This window comes from Rhodococcus sp. RS1C4 (assembly GCF_002258225.1).
Lineage (GTDB): Bacteria > Actinomycetota > Actinomycetes > Mycobacteriales > Mycobacteriaceae > Rhodococcoides > Rhodococcoides fascians_E.
Genome location: NZ_NOXZ01000034.1, coordinates 24,103 through 44,984, shown reverse-complemented (window position 1 = coordinate 44,984; position 20,882 = coordinate 24,103). Strand labels below are relative to the sequence as shown.

The following is a 20,882-nucleotide window of genomic DNA, read 5'->3' as shown; positions in this document are numbered from 1 at the left end:
GTGGCGAAAGCTCGGCGTACCCAGCTTCTCAGTACGTACGGCGTAGGCAGTTTGTTTCCCTCTGACACAACGAGTTACATGATTGCAGGGATCCACGAGTGGAGGCCACGGGATGCCGACACGATCAGCGAACCGCGACTCGCAAGAAGCTTGAGAGTTTCCGAGCTCAAGGCGCCTCCGGCCGGCTCCAAACGCAAACGGGATATACCCGTCATTCGTTTTCCAATTACCCAGGTCTGTCCGTCCTGCCGCCGCATCGATTCCATCGGCAAGCTGTCGAACGACAGTGAAGTCAGCCGGTGTAGTTGCGAGAAGCGCACGGAGCTCAGCCCCTTCCGATTGATCGTGGCGTGCGCACGTGGGCACATCGACGAATTTCCATACTTTCGGTGGCTACACCAGGGCCAGGATGGCGGATCGAACCACGTCATGCACCTGAGGGCCCAGGGCCGCACGTCGTCTCTCGCCGACTTGGAACTGACGTGTACATGTGGGGTGCAGCCGCGAACCCTCGATGGTTCCGCCGGACCGAAAGCGCTCGCGGAGTTCGGCAAGTGCGCCGGGCGGCGTCCATGGCTTGGCCCTGACAGCACCCAGCAGTGCGATGAAACGCCGCGGACACTTCAGCGTGGCGCGTCGAACGTCTGGCTGCCTGCCGTCAGGTCGGCGATCTCTATCCCGCCCTACTCTGCCGCGCTGGCCAAGTTCGTCGATCGTCACTGGGTGTCGCTCGGTGATCCGGAAGCTGTCACGCCGGCGCTGCTGCGGAACTTGGCTGAGCACTCACGCAGATTCTCAGTTCAGCAGATCGAGACTGAGTTGGAGCGGCGCCGCGGCGAAGCGTTGGACGACCTCCTTACTGAGGAAGCTCTGCGGCGGCAGGAGTACGCTGCGCTGCTCGAAGGCAGGGAACAAGAAGGTCTGGACGACGATTTTGTGTGTCTGGAGAGAGATGTACCAGTCGACCTCGAGCACCTCATTTCGGATGTACGCAAGGTCACCAGGCTTCGCGAGGTGCGGGCGCTGTACGGGTTTACACGACTTGACGACGAAAACAATGAGGAAAATCTGTGTGCTCTGTCGCCGGACAAGACCCATTGGCTTCCGGCAATCGAAGTCATTGGAGAAGGCGTCTTCGTCGCTTTTCATCGTGACGCGCTAGAAGACTGGGGCCAAGAAGAATTTGCAGCGGAGAGATGGGGCCTGCTCGAGAGGGCTGCGGGTCCCGGTCTGACACGCCCAGGCGAGCGGAATGTGACCGGGCTAATTCGTGTCGCGCTCCACACGTTTGCACATGTCTTGATAGACCAGTTATCCCTCGCTGCAGGCTATCCCGCTGCCTCGCTTCGCGAACGGCTGTACATCGATGACGGCGAGATGGCGGGCGTGCTGATCTATACGGCGAGTTCCGACTCCGCAGGCAGCCTTGGGGGAGTGGCCTCGCAAGCAGAAACTGAGCGATTGGGCCCTGCCCTAGCCGAGGGACTGGCCAGATTGTCCTGGTGCTCCGCAGATCCTGTATGCATCGAGTCCCATGGCTCGGGAACGGACGCCCTCAACCTAGCTGCATGTCACGCGTGTGTGCTGCTCCCGGAAACCTCCTGTGAACTCGGCAATCGCTATCTTGACCGCGCTCTGCTCTTCGGGACGCCGGAGGGCGGCCGTGAAGGTGAGGGCTTGTTTAGCGACTCGCTGACGTCGATCTAGGCCTCGATCAACGAAACGCATTGTCACGTGAGCTGGTCGACAGTGCGCGTTCAACGATTCGTTCACGAACCTTACTGATCGTCTTCCACTTCATCGCTCGCTTGTCCGGGTCCATTCCGTACTGATGGATGATGTCGCGGAGTTGCTCGAGGTCGAGCGCGCCGAGTCGGGTCGTCAAGCCGTCCGCACCATCGGCGCGCAGCACCTGGAACGGATCGAGCACCGCGGGCGTGCGGACGGAGCGGGTGCGGCGTGTCGGAGTTGTGACTGGCGCTTGGGGTGTGGCCGTCGTAGAAGCAGGCACTGTCGTGGTGGTGAGTGAATGGCTCACAGCTTTTGCTGCAGAAGCGAACTCGGTGTTACGGCTGATTTCCTCCGCTGCAAGACGAGCCAAGGTGAGAACGACCACCGCGGCATCCTCGTCCTGGGCGGACAGTGTGAGAAGAGTTGCTTCGAACGACGTGCGAGCGTTGAGTAAAGCGTCAGAATTGGTCATGTGTAGATCTCGACATTCATCATCAGGTGTTCGGTCAGTTCGTTCAGGGTTCCGACGGTCTCTCCGCCTCCGTAACGCTTGCTCAGGGTGCCGAAATCGAAGTAGTCGGCAGCGCCGGCGATTGCGATCGCATCGGGTATGTAGACGGGAATGACATTGGGGGGCCTTTCCTTGGTCTCACGTTCCTCAGCCGGAAGCGCGTCGTAGTCGAGCACAGCGTTCTGTAGACGTTGGATCGTATCGCGGTGCAGGTTAGTGCCCTTGCGGTACTTCGTGATGATCAGCCCCAGGGCCTTGATCCTATGGCCTGACTTGTCGGAGAACATCCGCACCCGCTTTTGAATCTGCGGAATACCATACGTGGACAGTACATCTGGGATGGTTGGGATCACGTAGGCATCGGCGAGCATCAGCCCATTCCGCGTGACGATTCCCATGTTGGGCGGGCAATCAATCAGGATGTAGTCGTACTGATCGCGAACCTTGTCCACGGCGTTCTTGAGAACCAGCACAGGCTCGAGCGAATCCGGCTCATCGTATTGCCATGCAGCGATCTCCTCGGAAATCTCGATCATGTCGAGCGATGACGCGAGCAAATCGATTCCGCCGAGCTTCGCCAACGGTGAGACGTTCCGTTGAATCGCGTCCTCGATGTCGAACGGCGCTGCCTGGGAATCCAACGCCTGCTCGAAGAGCGCTTTCAACGTACGACCGGAGTCGTTCAGCGCCTGCCATTGATCGGACCCGATCATCATGGTGGTCAGGTTTGTCTGCGGATCGAGATCAATCAGAAGAACATGCTTGCCGAAGTTGCCTGCCATGAACTCTGCCAGCGCGGCGGTCATCGTCGACTTACCGACGCCACCCTTCAGATTGATGGTCGCAACTGCCTTGGCCATGTGGTCCGTCGATCCTCACGTCTGTGCTGAGCTACACGCCCAGGGTGGGCGGCCGGCGTTCGAAGCAAACTGTACGACGCGTGGACGACGGATGTTGTGGTCGGGACGCACTCGATCGTCTCTCGGTGTCGTAAACTTCGCGTTCATGGAAGACAGTCGCGCCTCGAACATCGACTTGTCTTCGCACTCAGTCATCGACCTTTTCGCCGGACCAGGCGGTATCGACGTCGCCGCGACCTGGCTCGGCATGCAGAGTCACGGTATCGAATGGGACGACGATGCTTGCGCGACCCGACGGCAGGCGGGTCTAAACACGACGCAGGGTGATGTTCGCAAGCTCGGCCCCGCCGATTTCCCTGCTGCGACCGTTTTGGCAGGTGGACCGCCCTGTCAGACTTTTACTGTCGCGGGTCCTGGAAGTGGCCGGGAGTCGCTCGACCACATCATCGAATTGATCGCGTATCTGGCAGAGTTCGAGGACATCACCCAGCAGCTCACCAAACTCTCCGACGAACGGACCGGGCTCGTTCTCGAACCTCTTCGGTGGGTTAGAGACGCTGTAGCAGCCAACCGGCCTTTCGAAGCGGTCGTCCTCGAGCAGGTGCAGACAGTATTGCCAGTCTGGGAGGCCATGAAGCCTGCGCTGGAGTCTTTCGGTTACGAAGTCGAGTGCGCGGTCCTCCGCACTGAGCAATTCGGCGTGCCCCAGACTCGGCGCAGAGCAGTGCTGGTGGCCAACAGGGTCACTACACCGATCCGCCCAATGGCGACCCACCAGTCCTACAGCGCAGGAATGCGACGAGGTAGCGGTAAGCCAGACCTCGATGCCTGGGAAACGATGGGCACCGCGCTGAATAGGTCTGGATGGTTCGAGGTCGTGTCGAACTACGGTTCGGGTGGCATCTCCACCGCGCGTGGCCGTCGGACATCAGATCAACCCGCCGCCACCGTAACGGGCAAGGTGTCGCGCAACCGGATCCTGGACCGACGTGGAGTAGAGCAAAACCGGTTCACGCGGCACGAGGCTGGGCGACTGCAGACTTTCCCAGCTGACTACCCGTGGTTCGAATCAGCTTGGGCTCAGCAAGTGGGCAACGCAATGCCACCGCGGCTGGCCGTTCACGCCCTGGCCGCTGCCTTCGGACTTGTGCCGTCGAGGTCGCAGCTGGATACCAAGGTCAGCGACAAATGGATGACGCGCGGAAACGTTTCATCTCCCGTCGAACTGGTGAAACCGCGTGATGCACTCGACGTGCAGCTCGAGCAGGACATCGTTGCCGCGGTCTGATCGCGAAGCGGCGGTGAAGACGCTTGTTACTGGAGTGGCACTCAAGAACATGCGACGAGTTAACGAACTGACCGTTAGGGTTACGTTCGAGTCGGCACCGAACAGGCGAGAGGACCACTGCGCGTGACATTGAGCGTTACCCCCGAGAGTTCAGGTGCGGCGGATGCTCGGCCGTTCAACGCCGCACCAGGGTCGATCGTCGAGGTGCGCGACGAGGAGTGGTTGGTCTCCTCGGTAGAACCGACGTCGGACGGTCATGTCGTTCACGTACTGGGGCTCTCGGATCTGGTTCGCGACACCGAGGCCTCTTTCTCGACGGCACTCGATACGGTGCGTGTTGTCGATCCGACTGATGTCACCGTGGTCGCGGATACCTCCGAGAAGTACCGTCGATCGCGGCTGTGGCTCGAATCGATGCTGCGGAAGACTCCCGTGGCAATCGCAGATCCGAGCTTGGCCACTGCCCACCGGGCTTTGGCCAGGCCGCTCGAATACCAGTTCAAGGCGGTACGTCAGGCTCTTGATCCGGACAACCTTCGGCCACGCATACTGCTCGCTGATGCCGTCGGGTTGGGCAAGACACTCGAGATCGGGATGATTCTCGCCGAGCTCGTCCGTAGGGGCCGCGGTGAGCGCATCCTGGTGGTGACGCCCAAACATGTGCTCGAACAGATGCAAATGGAACTCTGGACGCGTTTTGCGCTTCCGTTCGTTAGACTCGATTCAGCTGGCATTCAGCGGATTCGACAGATTCTGCCGGCCACTCGAAACCCGTTCACCTACTACAAGCGGGTTATCATCTCGATCGACACTCTCAAGAGCGACCGCTACCTCAATCATCTGCGCAAGCAGCAGTGGGATGCGGTCGTCATCGACGAGTCCCACAATGTCACCAATGTTGCAGCGCAGAACAATCGGCTCGCCCGCCTACTTGCTTCACGCACCGATGCTCTCATTCTGGCCTCGGCCACGCCGCACAACGGACGCGCCGAATCGTTCGCAGAGCTTGTGCGCATGCTCGATCCCAGCGCGGTGTCCCCTTCAGGTGAGCTCGACGCCGAGCAAGTGAAGAAACTCGTGATCCGACGGCATCGACACCATCCTGATGTAGCCAGCGAGGTCGGCTCGGACTGGGCGGAACGTATACCGCCGCGCAACATCACGGTGCCGGCGTCGGCGAGCGAGGACGCGGTGTCCCGCGAGCTCGAAGATGTTTGGCTCTGGCCGGAGCAGGGTCGGTCGGCGTATTCGGGTTCGACGAGGTTGTTTCCGTGGGTGCTGGCAAAGGCGTTCTTGTCCTCGCCAGATGCACTTATCCAATCGATCACCGAGCGCCGCAAGCGGTTGAGTCCCGACGATGTCGATGCAGCACGCGAGATCAGTGCCCTCGATCATCTGAACGAGCTGGTCGAGGCAACCCCGCTGCGCGAGTCCGCCAAGTACGTCGCCTTGCTCGATTACTTGGCCGAGATTGGCGTGAAGCGCGGCGGCGATACCCGCGTTGTCGTGTTTGCTGAACGCGTCGCGACACTCAAGGCTCTCGCGCAAGCGTTGTCGACCGACTTGAAGATGACACTCACCGATGGCCGCGATCTTGGAAACGTCACGGTGCTGCACGGAGGACTCAGCGATGTCGAGCAGCAGGACATCGTCGAATCGTTCAAGCTCGAATCGTCACCAATCCGAATCCTCGTGACCGGTGATGTTGCGTCGGAGGGCGTCAACCTGCACTCTCAGTGCCACGACATGGTGCATTACGACATTCCGTGGAGCCTCATCCGTATTGAGCAGCGCAACGGACGCATCGACCGCTATGGGCAGCGGCATCGCCCTCGAATCGTGACACTTCTTCTCACCCCATCGACGACGCATTTCGCCGGTGACCTCAGGGTCTTGACGCGGCTGGTGGAGCGAGAACACGAGGCGCACAAGGCGTTGGGGGAATCGTCCTCGCTAATGGGAACGTACGACGTCGCAGCTGAAGAAGAAGCTATCCGAAAAGTTCTTGCCGGGGAACAAAGTCTCGACGCTGTGGTCCGAACAGTCGATCAAGTGGTCTCGGGTGGGGGACTCGACGGCCTTCTTGCTCAACTGGGCCTTGGCGGGGGAGCCATAAGCGCTCAAACCAAAGAGCCGACCGAGCCGACTCAAGGCTTCGTGGAATCGGCGGATGTCTATCCGTCCGAGTTCGCCTATCTTTCCGACGCTCTGGACGAGTTCATCGAAACACCGCGGCAGCCGGCTCCGAACGGGGTGTCCTGGAAAGTGCATGCTGCGCAATCGATTGCAAGTCTCACTCCACCGCGTGACCTGAAGCAGCGCCTTCAGGTACTGCCTCAATCCTATCTTCGTGCCCGGTCAGTCACCGATACATACAAACTTGCGTTGACGCCGCTTCGAGGCGAAGAGGAGCTTCGAGCTGCGCGTGCGGGTGAGTCGACATCGACGTGGCCTGAGGCTCACTTTCTCGCTCCACTGCACCCCATTCTGGATTGGGCGGCCGACCGCTCCCTGGCGGATCTCGGTCGCCGGCAGATTTTCGCTGTGCGCGGATTGGTGACTGACACGACCGCATTGGTGCAGGTCACGCAGACCAACTCCCGAGGTCAGGTCGTGGCCGTGTCGTACTACACGGTAGCGTTCCCAGATTTGGGTAACCCCAGCTTTAACTTCGCGCTCCCGCACGACGGATCCTCTGACGGTATTGCTGCCCTTGGCCTCGGCGACATCAATCGGGGTGACCTCGGCGACGTCGCTTCATTACTCCCTGTCGTCGCAGCTGCAGTCCGCGCGGCGGATTCGGCTGCCGAGCAGCAGGCAGCTGCTATACGCGACGAGACTGAGTCCCGGATTCGAACGTGGACCTCGCGCGCCGAGCGTTGGACTCACGAAGCCGATGCGCTGATCCAGCGCGATGAATTGCGCCAGCGAACCGAACGCGTCATGCACGAGCGCGACGCCGCTGAGGCTATGAACCCCGACCGTCGGCTGATCCGTCCACTGCTCGTGGCGGTTCCAGTCAAACTCGACCTGAAGGCCGCAAGCACAATGAGGGAGAGCTGACAGTGAGCACTGTGTCCGATGCCCTAATCGTTGGCGAAGACTTCATCAGCGAGCATTACTTTACGACAGATGCTACTTCCCAGTCTTTCAACGCCCGAGTCCTCGACCGACGCAAGCAATGGGAGTCCGACCGCGTCAACGAACTGGCTAATTTACGTTCACGTTTCACGGCCGAACGCGGGGATCTGACACGGAAGTTCTTGGATCTTGCCGAGGTGGCAGACCAGCAGGTGCTGAAGTCCCTATACGCAAACCTAAGATCGGTCCTCGGATTCGAGGGGCTTCGTTGGGAGTTCACACGTCTCGGGGCTTCGGACACGGTGGAGGGTCCCGCACTCGCGGTCCGGACTCGTGGTCTTACCGGCCCTGCGCCTCTGGTCATCGTGGAAGGTGCGGCAGAGCTCAGTGTCGAGCAACTGTTGTCGAAGGACGAGAAGACGTTGCTGAGCACGTTCCGTGCTGGAGACGAGGACGTACCCAAGGAGTCACTCCATTCCGTCGCTCAACTGCTGTCCCATCTGGCGACGCTCGAGGACGGACCCCAGTTCATGCTGGTCTTGGCCGGGTCGAAGGCGCTCATCACCGAGCGAAGTCGATGGCTCGAGGGACGCTACCTCGCGATTGATCTGCAATTGGTGTGCGAGCGCAACGACGACAAACGTGGTGGCGAGACTGATCGAGCGTTGACGTGCCTATCGGCTGAGTCGCTTGCTCCGGATGCCGAGGGCAGGATCTGGTGGACAACGGTCATCGACGAATCCGCCAAACACACAGTGGGAGTGTCAAAAGACCTTCGCGAGGGCGTACGGCTGTCGATCGAACTCATCGCCAATGATGTTGTTTCCCGCCGGCGTTATCGGGGATTGGACCCGTTACCCGACTCGCAGGCGCAGCCTCTTGCGGCGCAATCTCTGCGTTACCTCTATCGCATTCTCTTCTTGCTGTATGCCGAAGCGCGGCCTGAACTCGGAGTTTTACCCACCGGCGAGCAAACCTACGAGCGCGGTTACAGTCTCGATCGACTCCGTGAGCTGCTACTAGTCGAGTTGGCAACTCCACGCGCCGAAAATGGCACCCACTTCTATGAGTCACTGAACGTGCTGTGCCAGTGGGTCGACGGCGGACATGACGGATCCGCTCAGGATTCGACCCTGGCCGAGGGCTTGACCTTTCGAAACCTCAAAGCCGACCTATTCCTGCCTGAGGCGACATCCCTGATCGACGAGGTCAAGCTCAGTAATTCCGCAGTCCAGAAGGTGTTGCGGCATTTGCTTCTCAGCAAGGAATCGCGTGGACGTGACCGGGGGTTTATTTCGTACGCTGACCTCGGAATCAACCAGCTTGGTGCGGTGTACGAGGGGCTGATGAGCTACACCGGTTTCTTCGCGAGGGACACCCTCTATGAGGTTGCGAAGAATGGTGACCCGTCGAAGGGATCATGGGTGGTCCCGGAGGGCCGGATCGAAGGAATCGCGGAAACCGATTTTGTAAGAGTCAAAACTGATGGCCACGTTGAACCTCTCAAAGTGAGACATGATCTGGGCACTTTTGTCTACCGGTTGGCAGGCCGCGAGCGCCAACAAACCGCGTCGTACTACACACCTGAAGTGCTGACGAAATTTACTGTTGGCCAGGCTCTCGCGGAACTTCTCGACCAGGATGGGTTGACGACCACCGCAAACGAAATTCTCAGCCTTGCTGTCTGCGAGCCTGCATTGGGTTCGGGTGCGTTCGCGATCGAGGCTGTGCGCCAGCTTGCAGATCAGTATCTGACACGTCGCCAACGTGAGCTGGATAAGCGAGTTGACCCCGAGGAATATCCGGCCGAGCTGCAAAGGGTGAAGGCGTACATCGCTTTGCACCAGGTGTATGGAGTCGATCTCAACGCCACCGCTGTCGAGTTCGCCGAGATTTCGCTCTGGCTCGACACAATGGCACGTGACCTCGACGCCCCGTGGTTCGGTCTGCACCTACGGCGAGGCAATTCTCTGATTGGTGCGCGGCGGGCGCTCATTCCCAGTGGGCAGATGACGTCCGGTAACTGGTTGGACGCGACCCCGGTCGATGTCCGGTTTGCGGACAGCGCGCCCGGAGAACCGATTACCGTAGTCAAGAACGGAATTCACCATTTCCTGCTCCCCACCAGTGGTTGGGGTTCGACCGTCGAAGCGAAAGAGGCCCGGGAGCTTGCGCCCGAGGCGCTCGCTGATCTCAAGACGTGGCGCAGGGAACTCAAGACTAAGCCGACCACCGACCAACTACGCAAGCTTAAAGATCTTGCAAGTCGCGTCGAAACCCTGTGGGTACTGGCTTCCAAGAGGCTTGAGATTGCTGAGCGTGAGATCCGGCGGCCGATCCCGGTGTGGGGGCGCGATCCGGAGGTTGTTAAGACCGTCGTGACTCGGGACGAAATCGAGCAGTCGCTGGCTAACCCGAACGGTGCTTATCGGCGCCTCCGTCGGTTGATGGATGCGTGGTGTGCGCTGTGGTTCTGGCCACTGGTGGACGACGACGCATCCGTGGGCGGAGATCTGGTGGAGCCGCCGACTCTCGATCAGTGGATCGAGACCATTAGCGGGTTGCTGGGCTCCCCGGTTGCGAGATCCGCTGGCGAAAAAAAGCATGGACAGCTCGACTTGTTCGCTATTTCGACCTGGAATGAACTCGAAGTTACTGAGTCCAACGAGCTGGTTTTTGCACAAGCTGCAAAAATTGACACCCTGAAAACAGAGTGGCCGTGGTTAGAGGTTGCCGAACGGGTCGCTGAGCGACAGGGGTTCTTTCACTGGGAGCTCGAGTTTTCTCCGGTGTTCGCAAGAGGCGGTTTTGATTTGCAGGTCGGGAATCCGCCGTGGGTCAGGCCTGACTTCGACGAGACAGCGGCCTTAGGAGAGTTCGATGCGACGTTCGCGCTTGAGACCAAGATCTCGACTGCACGGGCAAAGGAACTAAGGGCGGCTATTCTCGCAACTGATGGAGCTGCCGCGTTTTATCTCGATCAGGTGTCCTCCGTGGTTGCGATACGAGAGTTTGTGTCGGATACGAGATTCTTCCCGAACCTTAAAGGGCTTAGGCCTGACTTGTATCGATGTTTCATGGAGCAGGCTTGGCGGAATAGTTCGGGCAACGGAATTGTGGCGCTCATTCATCCGGAAACGCACTTTACCGATGAAAAGGCCGGACGGCTGCGACAGGCTACCTACAGTCGGCTGCGACGTCATTGGCAATTCGCAAACGAATTCAAATTGTATGAGATAGACAATCACGTTTCCTTTGGAGTGCACGTTTACGGCGTTAATCAAGAACCCAAATTCATTTCCGCGGTGTCGCTATACCACCCGGACACTGTTGAAAGATCACTCGCCCATGATGGATCAGGAGTGGAACCGGGACTTAAGGACCCCGATGGGAAGTGGGATCTCCGTCCACATCGGGGGCGCATCATCGAAGTCGACGATGATGTTCTGAGGTCGTGGAAAGACGTGTTGGAAGCGCCGGAGGTGCCAGTTCGGCAGAGCCGGATGGTGTATACCGTAAACCGTTCGGCGGCAAACGTCTTGGCGAAGTTGTCTCTCAACCCCCGAATCGGTGGTCTTAAACCGAATTACTCTCTCGGGTGGGATGAGGGAGCAGACTTCACCAGGGGCCGTTTTGTGAAAAAATGGGGGCATCCCGAAAAGTGGTCATCGGTCATCCTGCAAGGACCAAATATCCATGTGGGCAATCCATTTTTCAAGTCGCCTAATGAGTCGATGACTAGTAACCGCGATTGGTCGACTCTTGACTTGGAGTCAATCGAATGCGATTTTCTGCCAACTACTATCTATAAACCTGCGGGTAATATGGATGGCTTTGTGAGCGCTTATACTAAGTGGGAAGTACCGGACGCAAACGGCGTTGTGAACTCGTTGCGGGCCCAGGATAATTATCGGTCGACCTGGCGAGCTATGGCGGCGAATACGGGCGAGCGCACGTTGATCCCTGCGCTTATTCCTCCTGGTGCAACGCACGTTGACGGTCTGCATTCACTGGCTGACCGTAATCTTTCGCTTTCCGCTTTGGTCAAGATTAATTCCGTGATGTCAACAATGATCGCGGACTTTCTTGTGAGAGCAGCTCCGAAATCAGCGATCAGGTCGGGCACAATTAACCGTCTTCCTATCGTAAGCCATGATGGAATCTCGTCTGCGCTAGCTCTTCGTTGTTTGCGTCTTAATTGCCTTACGGGTGCCTACTCGACGCTCTGGAAATCCTGTTACAGCGAGCACTGGGGAGCGGATTCCTGGGCTTTTGAGGGTAAGGTCCACCGTGTCTCCCGGTTGCAAGGCGTCGAAACTGAATGGACAACGAAGAGTCCTTTACGTGGGGCCGCGGATCGCCGACAGGCACTGGTGGAGATGGATGCACTAGTCGCCTTAGCGCTGGGACTTACCGCTGACGAGTTGTGCACCATTTACCGCACGCAGTTTCCGGTGCTCTACGGATACGATCGAAAGACGTATCTTTACGACATCAATGGCCGACTTGTACCGAATGAGGTACTGAGCGTATGGCGTCGTAAGGGTGACTCGATCAACGAGGAGGAGCGCACCGCCACCAACCCGTCGGGCAACACCTACACCTACGAGCTGCCATTTCAGTTCCTCGATCGCGAGGCAGACATGCGTGAGGCTTACGCAGAATTCGAACGGCGATTGGGCATTCAAGGCGGAACGCAAACGGTGGAACGCTGATGGCGTCGGAACTTCTGCCCCTTGCTCAGTCGGAGCGGATTACCGCCAGTCTGCTTGACTATCTTGGCACCACCTTCTCACTCGCTGATCCGGATGCGCGTCGAGCCCTCGATACGTTTCTCGAGCACCCAACAACCGGAATGTTTCGCGGACCGTATCTGCGCCTCCGAATGCCCTTTCGACCAGCTGAGCCCGGCTGGCAGAAGTCGTTGGAGTGGGTCGGCGGTCTGACACCCTATGGACACCAGGCTGCGGCATTCGAGCGACTCAGCAGCGCCAACCTCGGACCGGACAAGTTGCGACCGCTGCCAACGCTCGTCACTACGGGAACCGGATCGGGCAAGACCGAAGCATTCCTCTACCCGATTCTCGATCACGTTCTTCGTTCGAAGCGGCAGGGCGTGACAGGTACCAAGGCAATCATTCTGTATCCGATGAATGCTCTTGCCAACGACCAGGCGCAACGCCTCGCCGCATTGATCACGCAGCACAAGGAGCTCGGTGGCATCACCGCCGCTCTGTACACAGGTGAAAAAGGCTCGACCAGAACAATTGTGAGCAATGACGGACTCATCACCGACCGCGAAGTGATTCGTAGCGTTGCGCCGGATGTCTTGCTTACCAACTACAAGATGCTGGACCAGCTTCTTCTGCGGCACGCCGACGCCGACTTGTGGCGCCAGAGCGCACGGAGCCTGCAGTACCTTGTTCTTGACGAGTTTCATACTTACGACGGCGCGCAAGGCACAGACGTGTCGATGCTTCTTCGCCGCTTGGGAATGACGCTGAAGAGCCATTGGTCTGAGAATGAGCCGGACGTATCGTCCGAGGATTGGTCCCGCCCGCTGGGGCGAGTTACGCCTGTTGCTACGTCGGCGACACTCGGTGACGGTAATGATCCCTCGACGATGCTCGAATTCGCACGCACGGTGTTCGGCGACGAGTTCAGCGACGAGGCAGTAGTCACCGAGTCCCGTGAAACGCTTGCTGAATGGGCTGAAGGCGCGGACGCGAGTATTGCGGACCTCGGGATTAGCCCGAAAGCAATCGACGAGGAACGGTTTCTACGACTCGCTGCCGCATCCGGCGATCCCGACAACGATCCAGCAGATGTCGCCCGCGCGGTTTTCCGTGCCCTCTACACCCACCTGAACGGTCTAACCAACAATCAAATCGATGACGCGAGTCTTCATCTGGTCAAGGCCCATCCAGTGTTCCATCGTTTGATCAACCGATGTGAATTCGCGGTTGCGATCGCCGATCTAGCGGATCCGGAACTGTTCGCCGGTGACGATGCTGTCCTGTCGGCGGATCTCGCCCGCGTCGATCCTCAGGCGCTTGCCGGTGCGCTCCGCCCACTTGTCACCACCTTGAGCCACGTCCGTGCTGTGTCCGGCCGCATTGCGCCGTCCGTTGACGTCCACCTATGGATCCGAGAACTCACCCGACTCGATCGCGCGGCCTCCGGTGCACCCCACTTCGCATGGGGGGATGACGGTCTGGTCATAGACGATGCGGATGCAGAGGGACCGTCGGCACCCCTTCTTCCAGCGCTGTACTGCCGCCACTGCAACAGATCAGGTTGGGGCGTCTTGCTCGCTCCGACCGGTTCGGACCTCGACGTCGACGACACCACGATCCGTCGTCGCAAGCTTGGCGATGATGACAGATTCCGTGCCCTGATCCATGCCCCGTCGGAGGGAGACGAGGCTTCTGAATCAGCGCCTTCGACAACGTCCTCGGCCGCCAAACCCGTCACGGGCTCCGAGCTGAACTGGTTGTCAGTCAACGATCGCTGCCTGTCGTCGCAACGCCCTGCCGAATCAGTGGTGGCGGAGGGCGGTGCATTGCCCGTTCTGGTCAACGTCGGCGACGCCGCAGGTGAAGACTCGGTGCGCGACGTCTGTCCGTCCTGCCGGCAGCGTGACGGAATCCGATTCCTTGGATCCGCAATAGCAACCATGCTGTCCGTCTCGCTCTCCACGTTGTTCGGAACACCGGGCTTGGACCCGAGGGAGAAGCGAGCGCTGGTCTTCACCGACAGCGTGCAAGATGCGGCCCACCGCGCTGGATTCGTCCAGGCAAGGTCAAGAGCGCTCACCCTCCGCACACTGATTCGGCAAGCATTGGCCGATGGCGACTTGAGTCTCGACGCTCTGGCTCACAAGATGGTGACTCTGGCTGGAAACGACCGTGCGAAACGGTACCGGTTGCTTCCTCCTGAATTGGCGGACCGTGATGACTTTTCGAAGTTCTGGAGCACACCGCGGCTGGGACGCTCATCAACGACACTGACTGGTTTCGTCACGCAACGTCTGCAACTCGACATCGAGATGGAGTTCGGACTCCGAGCAGGCGTCGGCCGAACATTGACAAGGACCGGCACGGCGGTCGCGGAAGTAAATGTCTCACGCGCTGTTCTATTAACCTGTGCAACAGAGGTTCTCGACGGCCAAGACGTGCAGCTCACTACCGACGTCATCGGTGACGTAGAGCGGATCCGGTGGGTTCGAGGCACCTTGGAGCGCATGCGCAACCGAGGCGCGATTGCTCACAAATGGTTCGACAAATACCGAACTGACGACGGCAATCGCTGGTGGATCACCGGTGGTCGTAAGCGGAGCCAAGGGATGCCGGGCTTCGGTCGTGGATCGTCGGCACCGGGCTTTCCGATGCTAGGGACTACGAATCGTCGCGACAGCGACTTTGAGCCGATCGCGTCATCGCGCGGCTGGTATGCGAATTGGGCTGCGAAGTCTCTTGCGGTCACACCTGCGGAGGGCGCGGTGCTCAGCCGCCTGCTGTTCGAACGATTGCGCCATCGGGACGTGATCGGCGAACTACCGGGTGGTGCGTTGACTCGGACGTTCCATCTGACGCCCGCATCGATAGTGGCTCGTGCGGTCGACAGTAAAGACGCCGTTACTTTGCTGTGCTCGCATTGCGGTGACTCCATCACCAGTGGGCAGGAGACCATCGACCAGCTCAAGGATGGTGCGTGCCTGACTGTCAACTGCACGGGCAAGCTGGAATTGTCACCCATAGCCGCGAACTTCTACCAGCAGATGTACGCCGTCAACGACATTCGTCGAGTGGTTGCGCGTGAACACACTTCTCTACTGCCGGATGAGAAAAGGTTGGAGTACGAGTCTCAGTTCAAGGAGACCAATCCGCCTCCCAACGCGCCGAACGTTCTTGTCGCCACCCCCACCCTCGAAATGGGTATCGACATCGGCGATCTCTCCGCCGTCATGTTGTCCTCACTGCCGCGGACCGTGGCGTCGTATCTCCAGAGGGTTGGCCGTGCGGGCAGACTAACCGGAAATGCACTGGCCTTGGCCTACGTCACCGCCCGCGGAGATCAATTGCCTCGTTTCGCCAATCCGAACGCAACCATCAACGGAGCGGTTCGTCCGCCCGCAACCTACCTCGACGCTGAGGAAATTCTGCGGCGTCAATTCTTAGCGTCTGTCGCTGACCGTCTTGCTCGTCGCCAGACTGCACCCCACCCGAGAACCACACCAGATGCGCTGTCTGCCACAGGACCTAACACCTACTTGGGAACTCTGATCGCCGATGCCGAGGAGCATTCGGCGCTGTACGTTGATGAGTTTGTCTCCGGCTTCGTCACGCTCGCTCCCGATGTCACAGAGCGGTTGCGCGCCTTCGCCACGGCGCAGAGCGGTTCGGAAAGCAGTGAACTTGCGTCTCGATGCCATGCCGCTTCAGTCCAGTGGACGCACCGGATAGAAACTTTGCAGCACCGCCTAAAAGCTGTTGAGGCTGCAATTCCGGAGCTTCTGACCGCCTTCAATAGGAAGCTAGCGGAGGAGGAAGACAAGGTGGCCTACCGTACTGCGCTTGCGGCCCAGCGGCTAGTTCGGAAGCAACTCGCAGACCTCCGGTCCGAGTACTGGATCAGCGCACTCGAATCGTTCGGACTCTTCCCCAACTACACATTGCTGGACGACACGGTGACCCTCTCGGTGTCCGTCAACTGGATCCACCCGGAAACCCAGGAGTTCGAACACACTGAGTTCGAGTTAAGCCGAGGTTCAGCTCAAGCACTACGGGACTTCGCGCCCGGATCGACCTTCTATGCAAGCGGATTCGCGATCGCTATCGACGCGGTTGATCTCGGCGCAGACGGTGAGGCTGTACGTGAGTGGGCTTGCTGTCCTGCCTGCGGTTTTGTTGCCGACCTCGGAGAAGGTGGATCCCCGCCCTCGCAATGTCCTCGGTGCGGAACTGCTGCAATCGCCGACATCGGCCAGAGGGTGCCCGTCGTCGAGCTGTCGAGCGTGTCGGCCGTCATACGCCGCGAAGAGGCTTCCATCGACGACGGGCGGGAAGAACGGTTACGCACCCCGTACACCGTCATCACTGCAGCCGACATCGACCCCACGTCGTTCACACGGCGTTGGTTCGTGGAAGGGCTTGGGTTTGGTGCGACGCACCGACGTTCGATGACTATTCGGTGGATCAACACAGGTGGGAGCCGCGGTGGAGGTTCGTCACGGTTGCTCGCCGGCGACGAGGTCGAATCTGCGATGTTCCGTGTCTGCTCCGAATGCGGGAAGCTCGACACGGATACCCGTAGGAATACCGCTGCAGAGCATCGACCCTGGTGCTCGTACAGGAAGGCTCTCGAAGAGTCGACGCTTTCGGTTGCGCTCGCGCGGTCGTTGATCACCGAGGGTCTAGTCCTTCGGCTGCCGCCGTCGGTGACGTGGGGCGATTCGTTTGCTATTCCGTCCTTGTCGGCCGCGGTGCTACTCGGGTTGCGAGAACGGATCGGCGGAGATCCCGATCATCTGCAGATCGTTTCTGTCATCGATCCATCGTTGAACGGAGACAACCGACCTGGGCTACTGCTGCACGACGTCGTCCCTGGTGGGACGGGTTACCTGTCGGATCTTGCTGATCCACAGACGATCTGGGATGTACTCCGACGTGCATACGGAGTCGTTGTGTCGTGCGAATGCCAGTACGACGGAAAACTGGCTTGCGAGAAATGCTTGCTGCCCTTCGCGTCGTTCCCGGATGTGAAATCCACGTCGCGAAGTGCCGCCGTGCGCCATTTGCGGACTCTGTTGCTGGGCCGAGACTTGCCGAACGACGACGAGACACCGATACCGGACGCGATGCCGTGGCCGATCACAACCGACGAGCCTCCGTTGGGCGACTCTGAATCCAATCTCGAACGTCGGTTCCGAGTGGTCTTCGCGGAAAGGTTGAGAGCCCTCGGCGCGACGATCGTGGAAAAACCTACCGACAGGGGCGTCGCTTGGGACGTCGCGCTCGGGTCTTCCAACAGGTGGAGCCTGCGGCCCCAGGAGAACATCTTGGGTAGCAAGCCCGACTTCGTTCTGACATCGGCTACCCCCGACGTCCCACCAACCGCCATATTCACCGACGGATGGCAATTCCATGCCAGCCCAGCGACGAACCGACTCGCGGACGATGCCGAGAAGCGACGCAATCTTCGCGACGGCGGTTACCAGGTCCTGGCAGTAACCCACCAGGACTTGGAGGGGAACCCGTCGGCGTCCACGGTTCTGAACGCAGACCACGTGCCTAACCTACTTCAGATGGCGGGGGACCAACTCGCGAAAGGCTCTATCGACTTGGTCTTTGCGACAAGCATCGACCTTCTTCTGGCGTGGATGCAAAGCCCGCAGGCGCAACCCCGTCGGAACCTCGCTCAGTGGCTTCCGGTCCTGGCAATTATGGGCATGAGTACTTTTGCGACACGGACTGGCGGTGCATCGCCCGCCGAACTGGCACTGAGCCTCATCGATGGGGACATCGTCGAGAAACCCACGGGCGATACGTTCGTTTGGCGTGACCAAGGTTTCGCAGTGTCGGTGCGGGTGCCGGAGGGCAAATCGCCCATCGAGGCCGAGATTGCAATCGTCATCGACGACAACGTTTCGGCACTATCGGTAGAGACACGAAATGAGTGGAGGGAGTGGCTTCGTTGGTCGAACCTCCTCGAACTACGTCCGATCAGTGCTGTTGTCACCACACGTCGACACATGAGCTCGGCGTCCATGAAGATCTCGTCGACAGGCGCGCCCGATCAAGTTGAGGCGGTCGACACCGGATCGTTGACTGGACCATGGCGTGAGGTCTACGACGGTGTGATCGGGCCCGTGCAGGCCTTGGTTACCGCCCTCGCTGCGTCGGGTGTTCCGGTGCCAGAGGTTGGAGAAGAAGTCTCGGGATTGCCCGTCGAGCTCTCATGGCCCGCGCTGCGTGTAGCGGTCGATCCCACGCTCGGTAATACGGACCGGAAGGAATTGTCGGAGGCAGGGTGGACACTGTGTGCGGCAGATACGGAGTCGGTCGTCCGAGCACTTGAGGATGCGGCGACGCGCTAGTGCTCATCATTGACCCTTGGTTCAAAAGGAAGGCGAGTTAGTGCCCCAGATTGTGATCGGTCGTGGGCTGGACAAGATCGATGGAAGTCTCCATAAGGCGACCTACGCCTTTCTCTCGAAGTTGTCGGCCAACGACGACAACAAGAGTCTGCACATCGAACCGATCAACAACTCAGCTGATCCGCGTGCCCGAACTGGCCGTGTGGATATCTCGAACCGAGCTGTCCTGTTCAAACTCCAGGGGAGCGGTCAGGAGGCTTCCTACGTCTTCATTGGGACGTTCCAGCACGACGAGGCAATCAAGATTGCTCAGACTCGGCGGATGACGATCAATCCCCGCAATGGGGTGGCTGAATTGCTGCCGGTAGAGGACGCTCCACCGGTGCGCATTGCCAGTCCCCTAGTCGCCGCCCGGGTTGCCGCTCCGAACGTCAACGAGTCCCTCGTTGAAAAGACTTTACGAGAAAAGGAATTTACGGTAGAGCACCTGGCTGCGCTGGGTATGGACCACGATTTTGCTGCGGGAGCTCTGGACATCAACGACCCGGATCTACTTCTTGAGTACGCCGAATCCGCACCGGCGACCTGGCAAGGCACGGCCCTCGTGGACATCTTCACGGGAACCTCCTTGACCGACATCAAGGAAAAGTACACTCTCGACACCGGTACCTCGGATGAGGGCACGGATGACGACAAGCTCTTGAGGGCGCTTCGCCATCCCGCTGCGCAGATGGAGTTTGCGTTCATCGAAGACAACGATGAACTCCGGGAAGCGATCGAGCGCCCAGACTTCGCGGCCTGGCGTATATTCCTGCACCCTGAGCAGCGAACCTACGCGACCCGTGACACCAACGGGCCATTCCGACTTACAGGTGGAGCAGGAACCGGCAAGACCGTTGTCCTGCTTCATCGCGCGCGTGCGCTTCACCGTAAGAATCCGGCAGCACGGATTGTGCTTACCACCTATGGCTCAACTTTGGCAGAGAGTTTGCGGTCGCAATTCCGGCAACTCGATGCGTCTGTCGCTGTCACAACCGATCTCGGTCAGCCTGGAGTGTTCATCGCAGGAGTCGACTCCATCGCGACCCGCGTACTGCACAAGTACGAGGCCGAGCTAGGGGGAGGAGCCTCCGGGAACGGCGCCGTGGCAAAGGTTCTGGGCCCCCGCACTGCAGAGATCTTCAAGAGCCAAGCCCAGGACGCCTGGAAGCAAGCGATCGCGACCTACGGAGTCGACCTGCCGGGCGATCTCAAAGTGGATTCTTTTTTCGAGGCCGAATACAGCCTCATCGTGCTGCCGAACCTCGTGACCACTCGCGACGAATATCTTCGAGTCAAGCGGGCCGGACGAGGTGTGTCGCTCAATCGAGCGAAGAGAAACGCTGTATGGGACGTCATCGCTGGATATCGGGCGTCTTCGGCCGCGTCAGGATCGACAGACTACGAAGAGCGCGCTGCAATCGCTGCTTCTACATTGGGTGATGCGGCTGTTCTGGCGGATCACGTGCTTGTCGATGAAGCCCAAGATCTGAGCCCGAGCCGATTTCTACTGCTCAGAGCTCTGGCGCGTGAAGGTCAGAACGATCTGTTCTTGGCTGAGGACACCCACCAGCGAATATATGGGCAACGGGTAGTTCTAAAGCGATACGGAATCAACATCTTGGGCCGGTCGCGGCGGCTAACGCTAAACTACCGCACCACCGAACAGAACCTGCATTTCGCGCTGGGGATTCTGGCCGGCACAGAGTTCACGGATCTCGGCGACCAGGTCGAGTCGTCAGAGGGATACCGCTCCGCTCGCAGTGGACCAAAGCCACGGCAGGTTCCAGTCTCCAACCTCACTGAGCAGTACCAGATCGTCGCCAAACTCGTCGAGGACTGGATTGCGGCCGGTACTGACCCAGAATCGATCGGTCTACTCGTATCGACGAAGAAGGAAGGCCAGTCGCTCCCACGCGCATTGGGCGAGCGCGATGTCCGCGCAACCTTCGTTGACAGGGGCTCTGCGTCGGCAAAAGGAACGCCCCAGGTCATGACGATGCACCGCGCCAAGGGCATGGAATTTGCCAAGGTCATTCTGGTCGGTGTGGGCGAGAATTCGGTGCCCCGCTCGTACATTATCGACTCGCTTCCCGAGGGTGAGCGGGAGGACGCGTTGCAGCGGGAGCGGTCGTTGCTCTACGTCGCGGCCACTCGCGCAAGGGATGAGTTGGTCGTGGTGTGGACGGGTGAGGCGAGTTCCCTGCTACCCGCCAACGACTGACAACGGAATAGATGATCAGGACAACGAGAGGCAAAGTAACAGTGGTTAAC

8 protein-coding genes are annotated in these 20,882 nt (G+C 59.4%); 6 read left to right on the top strand and 2 right to left on the bottom strand.

Going from position 1 to position 20,882, the window contains the following annotated elements; all coding sequences use genetic code 11:
- The gene (drmB, locus tag CH289_RS17395) at positions 1-1,707 is read left to right on the top strand and encodes a DUF1998 domain-containing protein (protein WP_256977312.1); all 1,707 of its coding nucleotides are present in this window, start codon (positions 1-3) and stop codon (positions 1,705-1,707) included.
- Between the two features lie 7 nt (positions 1,708-1,714).
- On the opposite strand, the gene CH289_RS17390 is transcribed toward drmB, so the two are convergent.
- Positions 1,715-2,203 (bottom strand): hypothetical protein, encoded by a 489-nt coding sequence (locus tag CH289_RS17390; RefSeq protein WP_094728239.1) that lies wholly within the window; start codon positions 2,201-2,203, stop codon positions 1,715-1,717.
- Positions 2,200-3,102 (bottom strand): ParA family protein, encoded by a 903-nt coding sequence (locus tag CH289_RS17385; protein WP_094728238.1) that lies wholly within the window; start codon positions 3,100-3,102, stop codon positions 2,200-2,202. The genes CH289_RS17390 and CH289_RS17385 overlap by 4 nt, the downstream gene beginning before the upstream one ends.
- Positions 3,103-3,247: 145 nt before the next feature.
- Between CH289_RS17385 and CH289_RS17380 the strand changes: the two genes are divergently transcribed.
- The 5 genes from CH289_RS17380 to CH289_RS17360 all read left to right on the top strand — a co-directional run bounded on the left by CH289_RS17380 (position 3,248) and on the right by CH289_RS17360 (position 20,832).
- Positions 3,248-4,390, top strand: coding sequence for a DNA cytosine methyltransferase (locus tag CH289_RS17380; RefSeq protein ID WP_094728295.1), 1,143 nt, complete (start codon positions 3,248-3,250; stop codon positions 4,388-4,390).
- Positions 4,391-4,513: 123 nt separating this feature from the next.
- A complete protein-coding gene (locus CH289_RS17375; protein WP_306427525.1) occupies positions 4,514-7,453 on the top strand; it encodes a helicase-related protein in 2,940 nt (979 codons plus the stop codon).
- A gap of 2 nt (positions 7,454-7,455) precedes the next feature.
- Positions 7,456-12,186: an Eco57I restriction-modification methylase domain-containing protein gene (locus tag CH289_RS17370; protein ID WP_094728237.1), complete on the top strand. Its 4,731-nt coding sequence runs from the start codon at positions 7,456-7,458 to the stop codon at positions 12,184-12,186.
- A gap of 170 nt (positions 12,187-12,356) precedes the next feature.
- Positions 12,357-18,569 carry a DEAD/DEAH box helicase gene (locus CH289_RS17365; RefSeq protein WP_256977282.1) on the top strand — a complete coding sequence of 2,071 codons (6,213 nt, stop codon included), beginning with the start codon at positions 12,357-12,359 and terminating at the stop codon, positions 18,567-18,569.
- 16 nt (positions 18,570-18,585) lie between these two features.
- Entirely contained in the window at positions 18,586-20,832 is a 2,247-nt protein-coding gene (locus tag CH289_RS17360; protein WP_256977281.1) for a 3'-5' exonuclease, read from the top strand.
- Positions 20,833-20,882 lie beyond the last annotated feature (50 nt).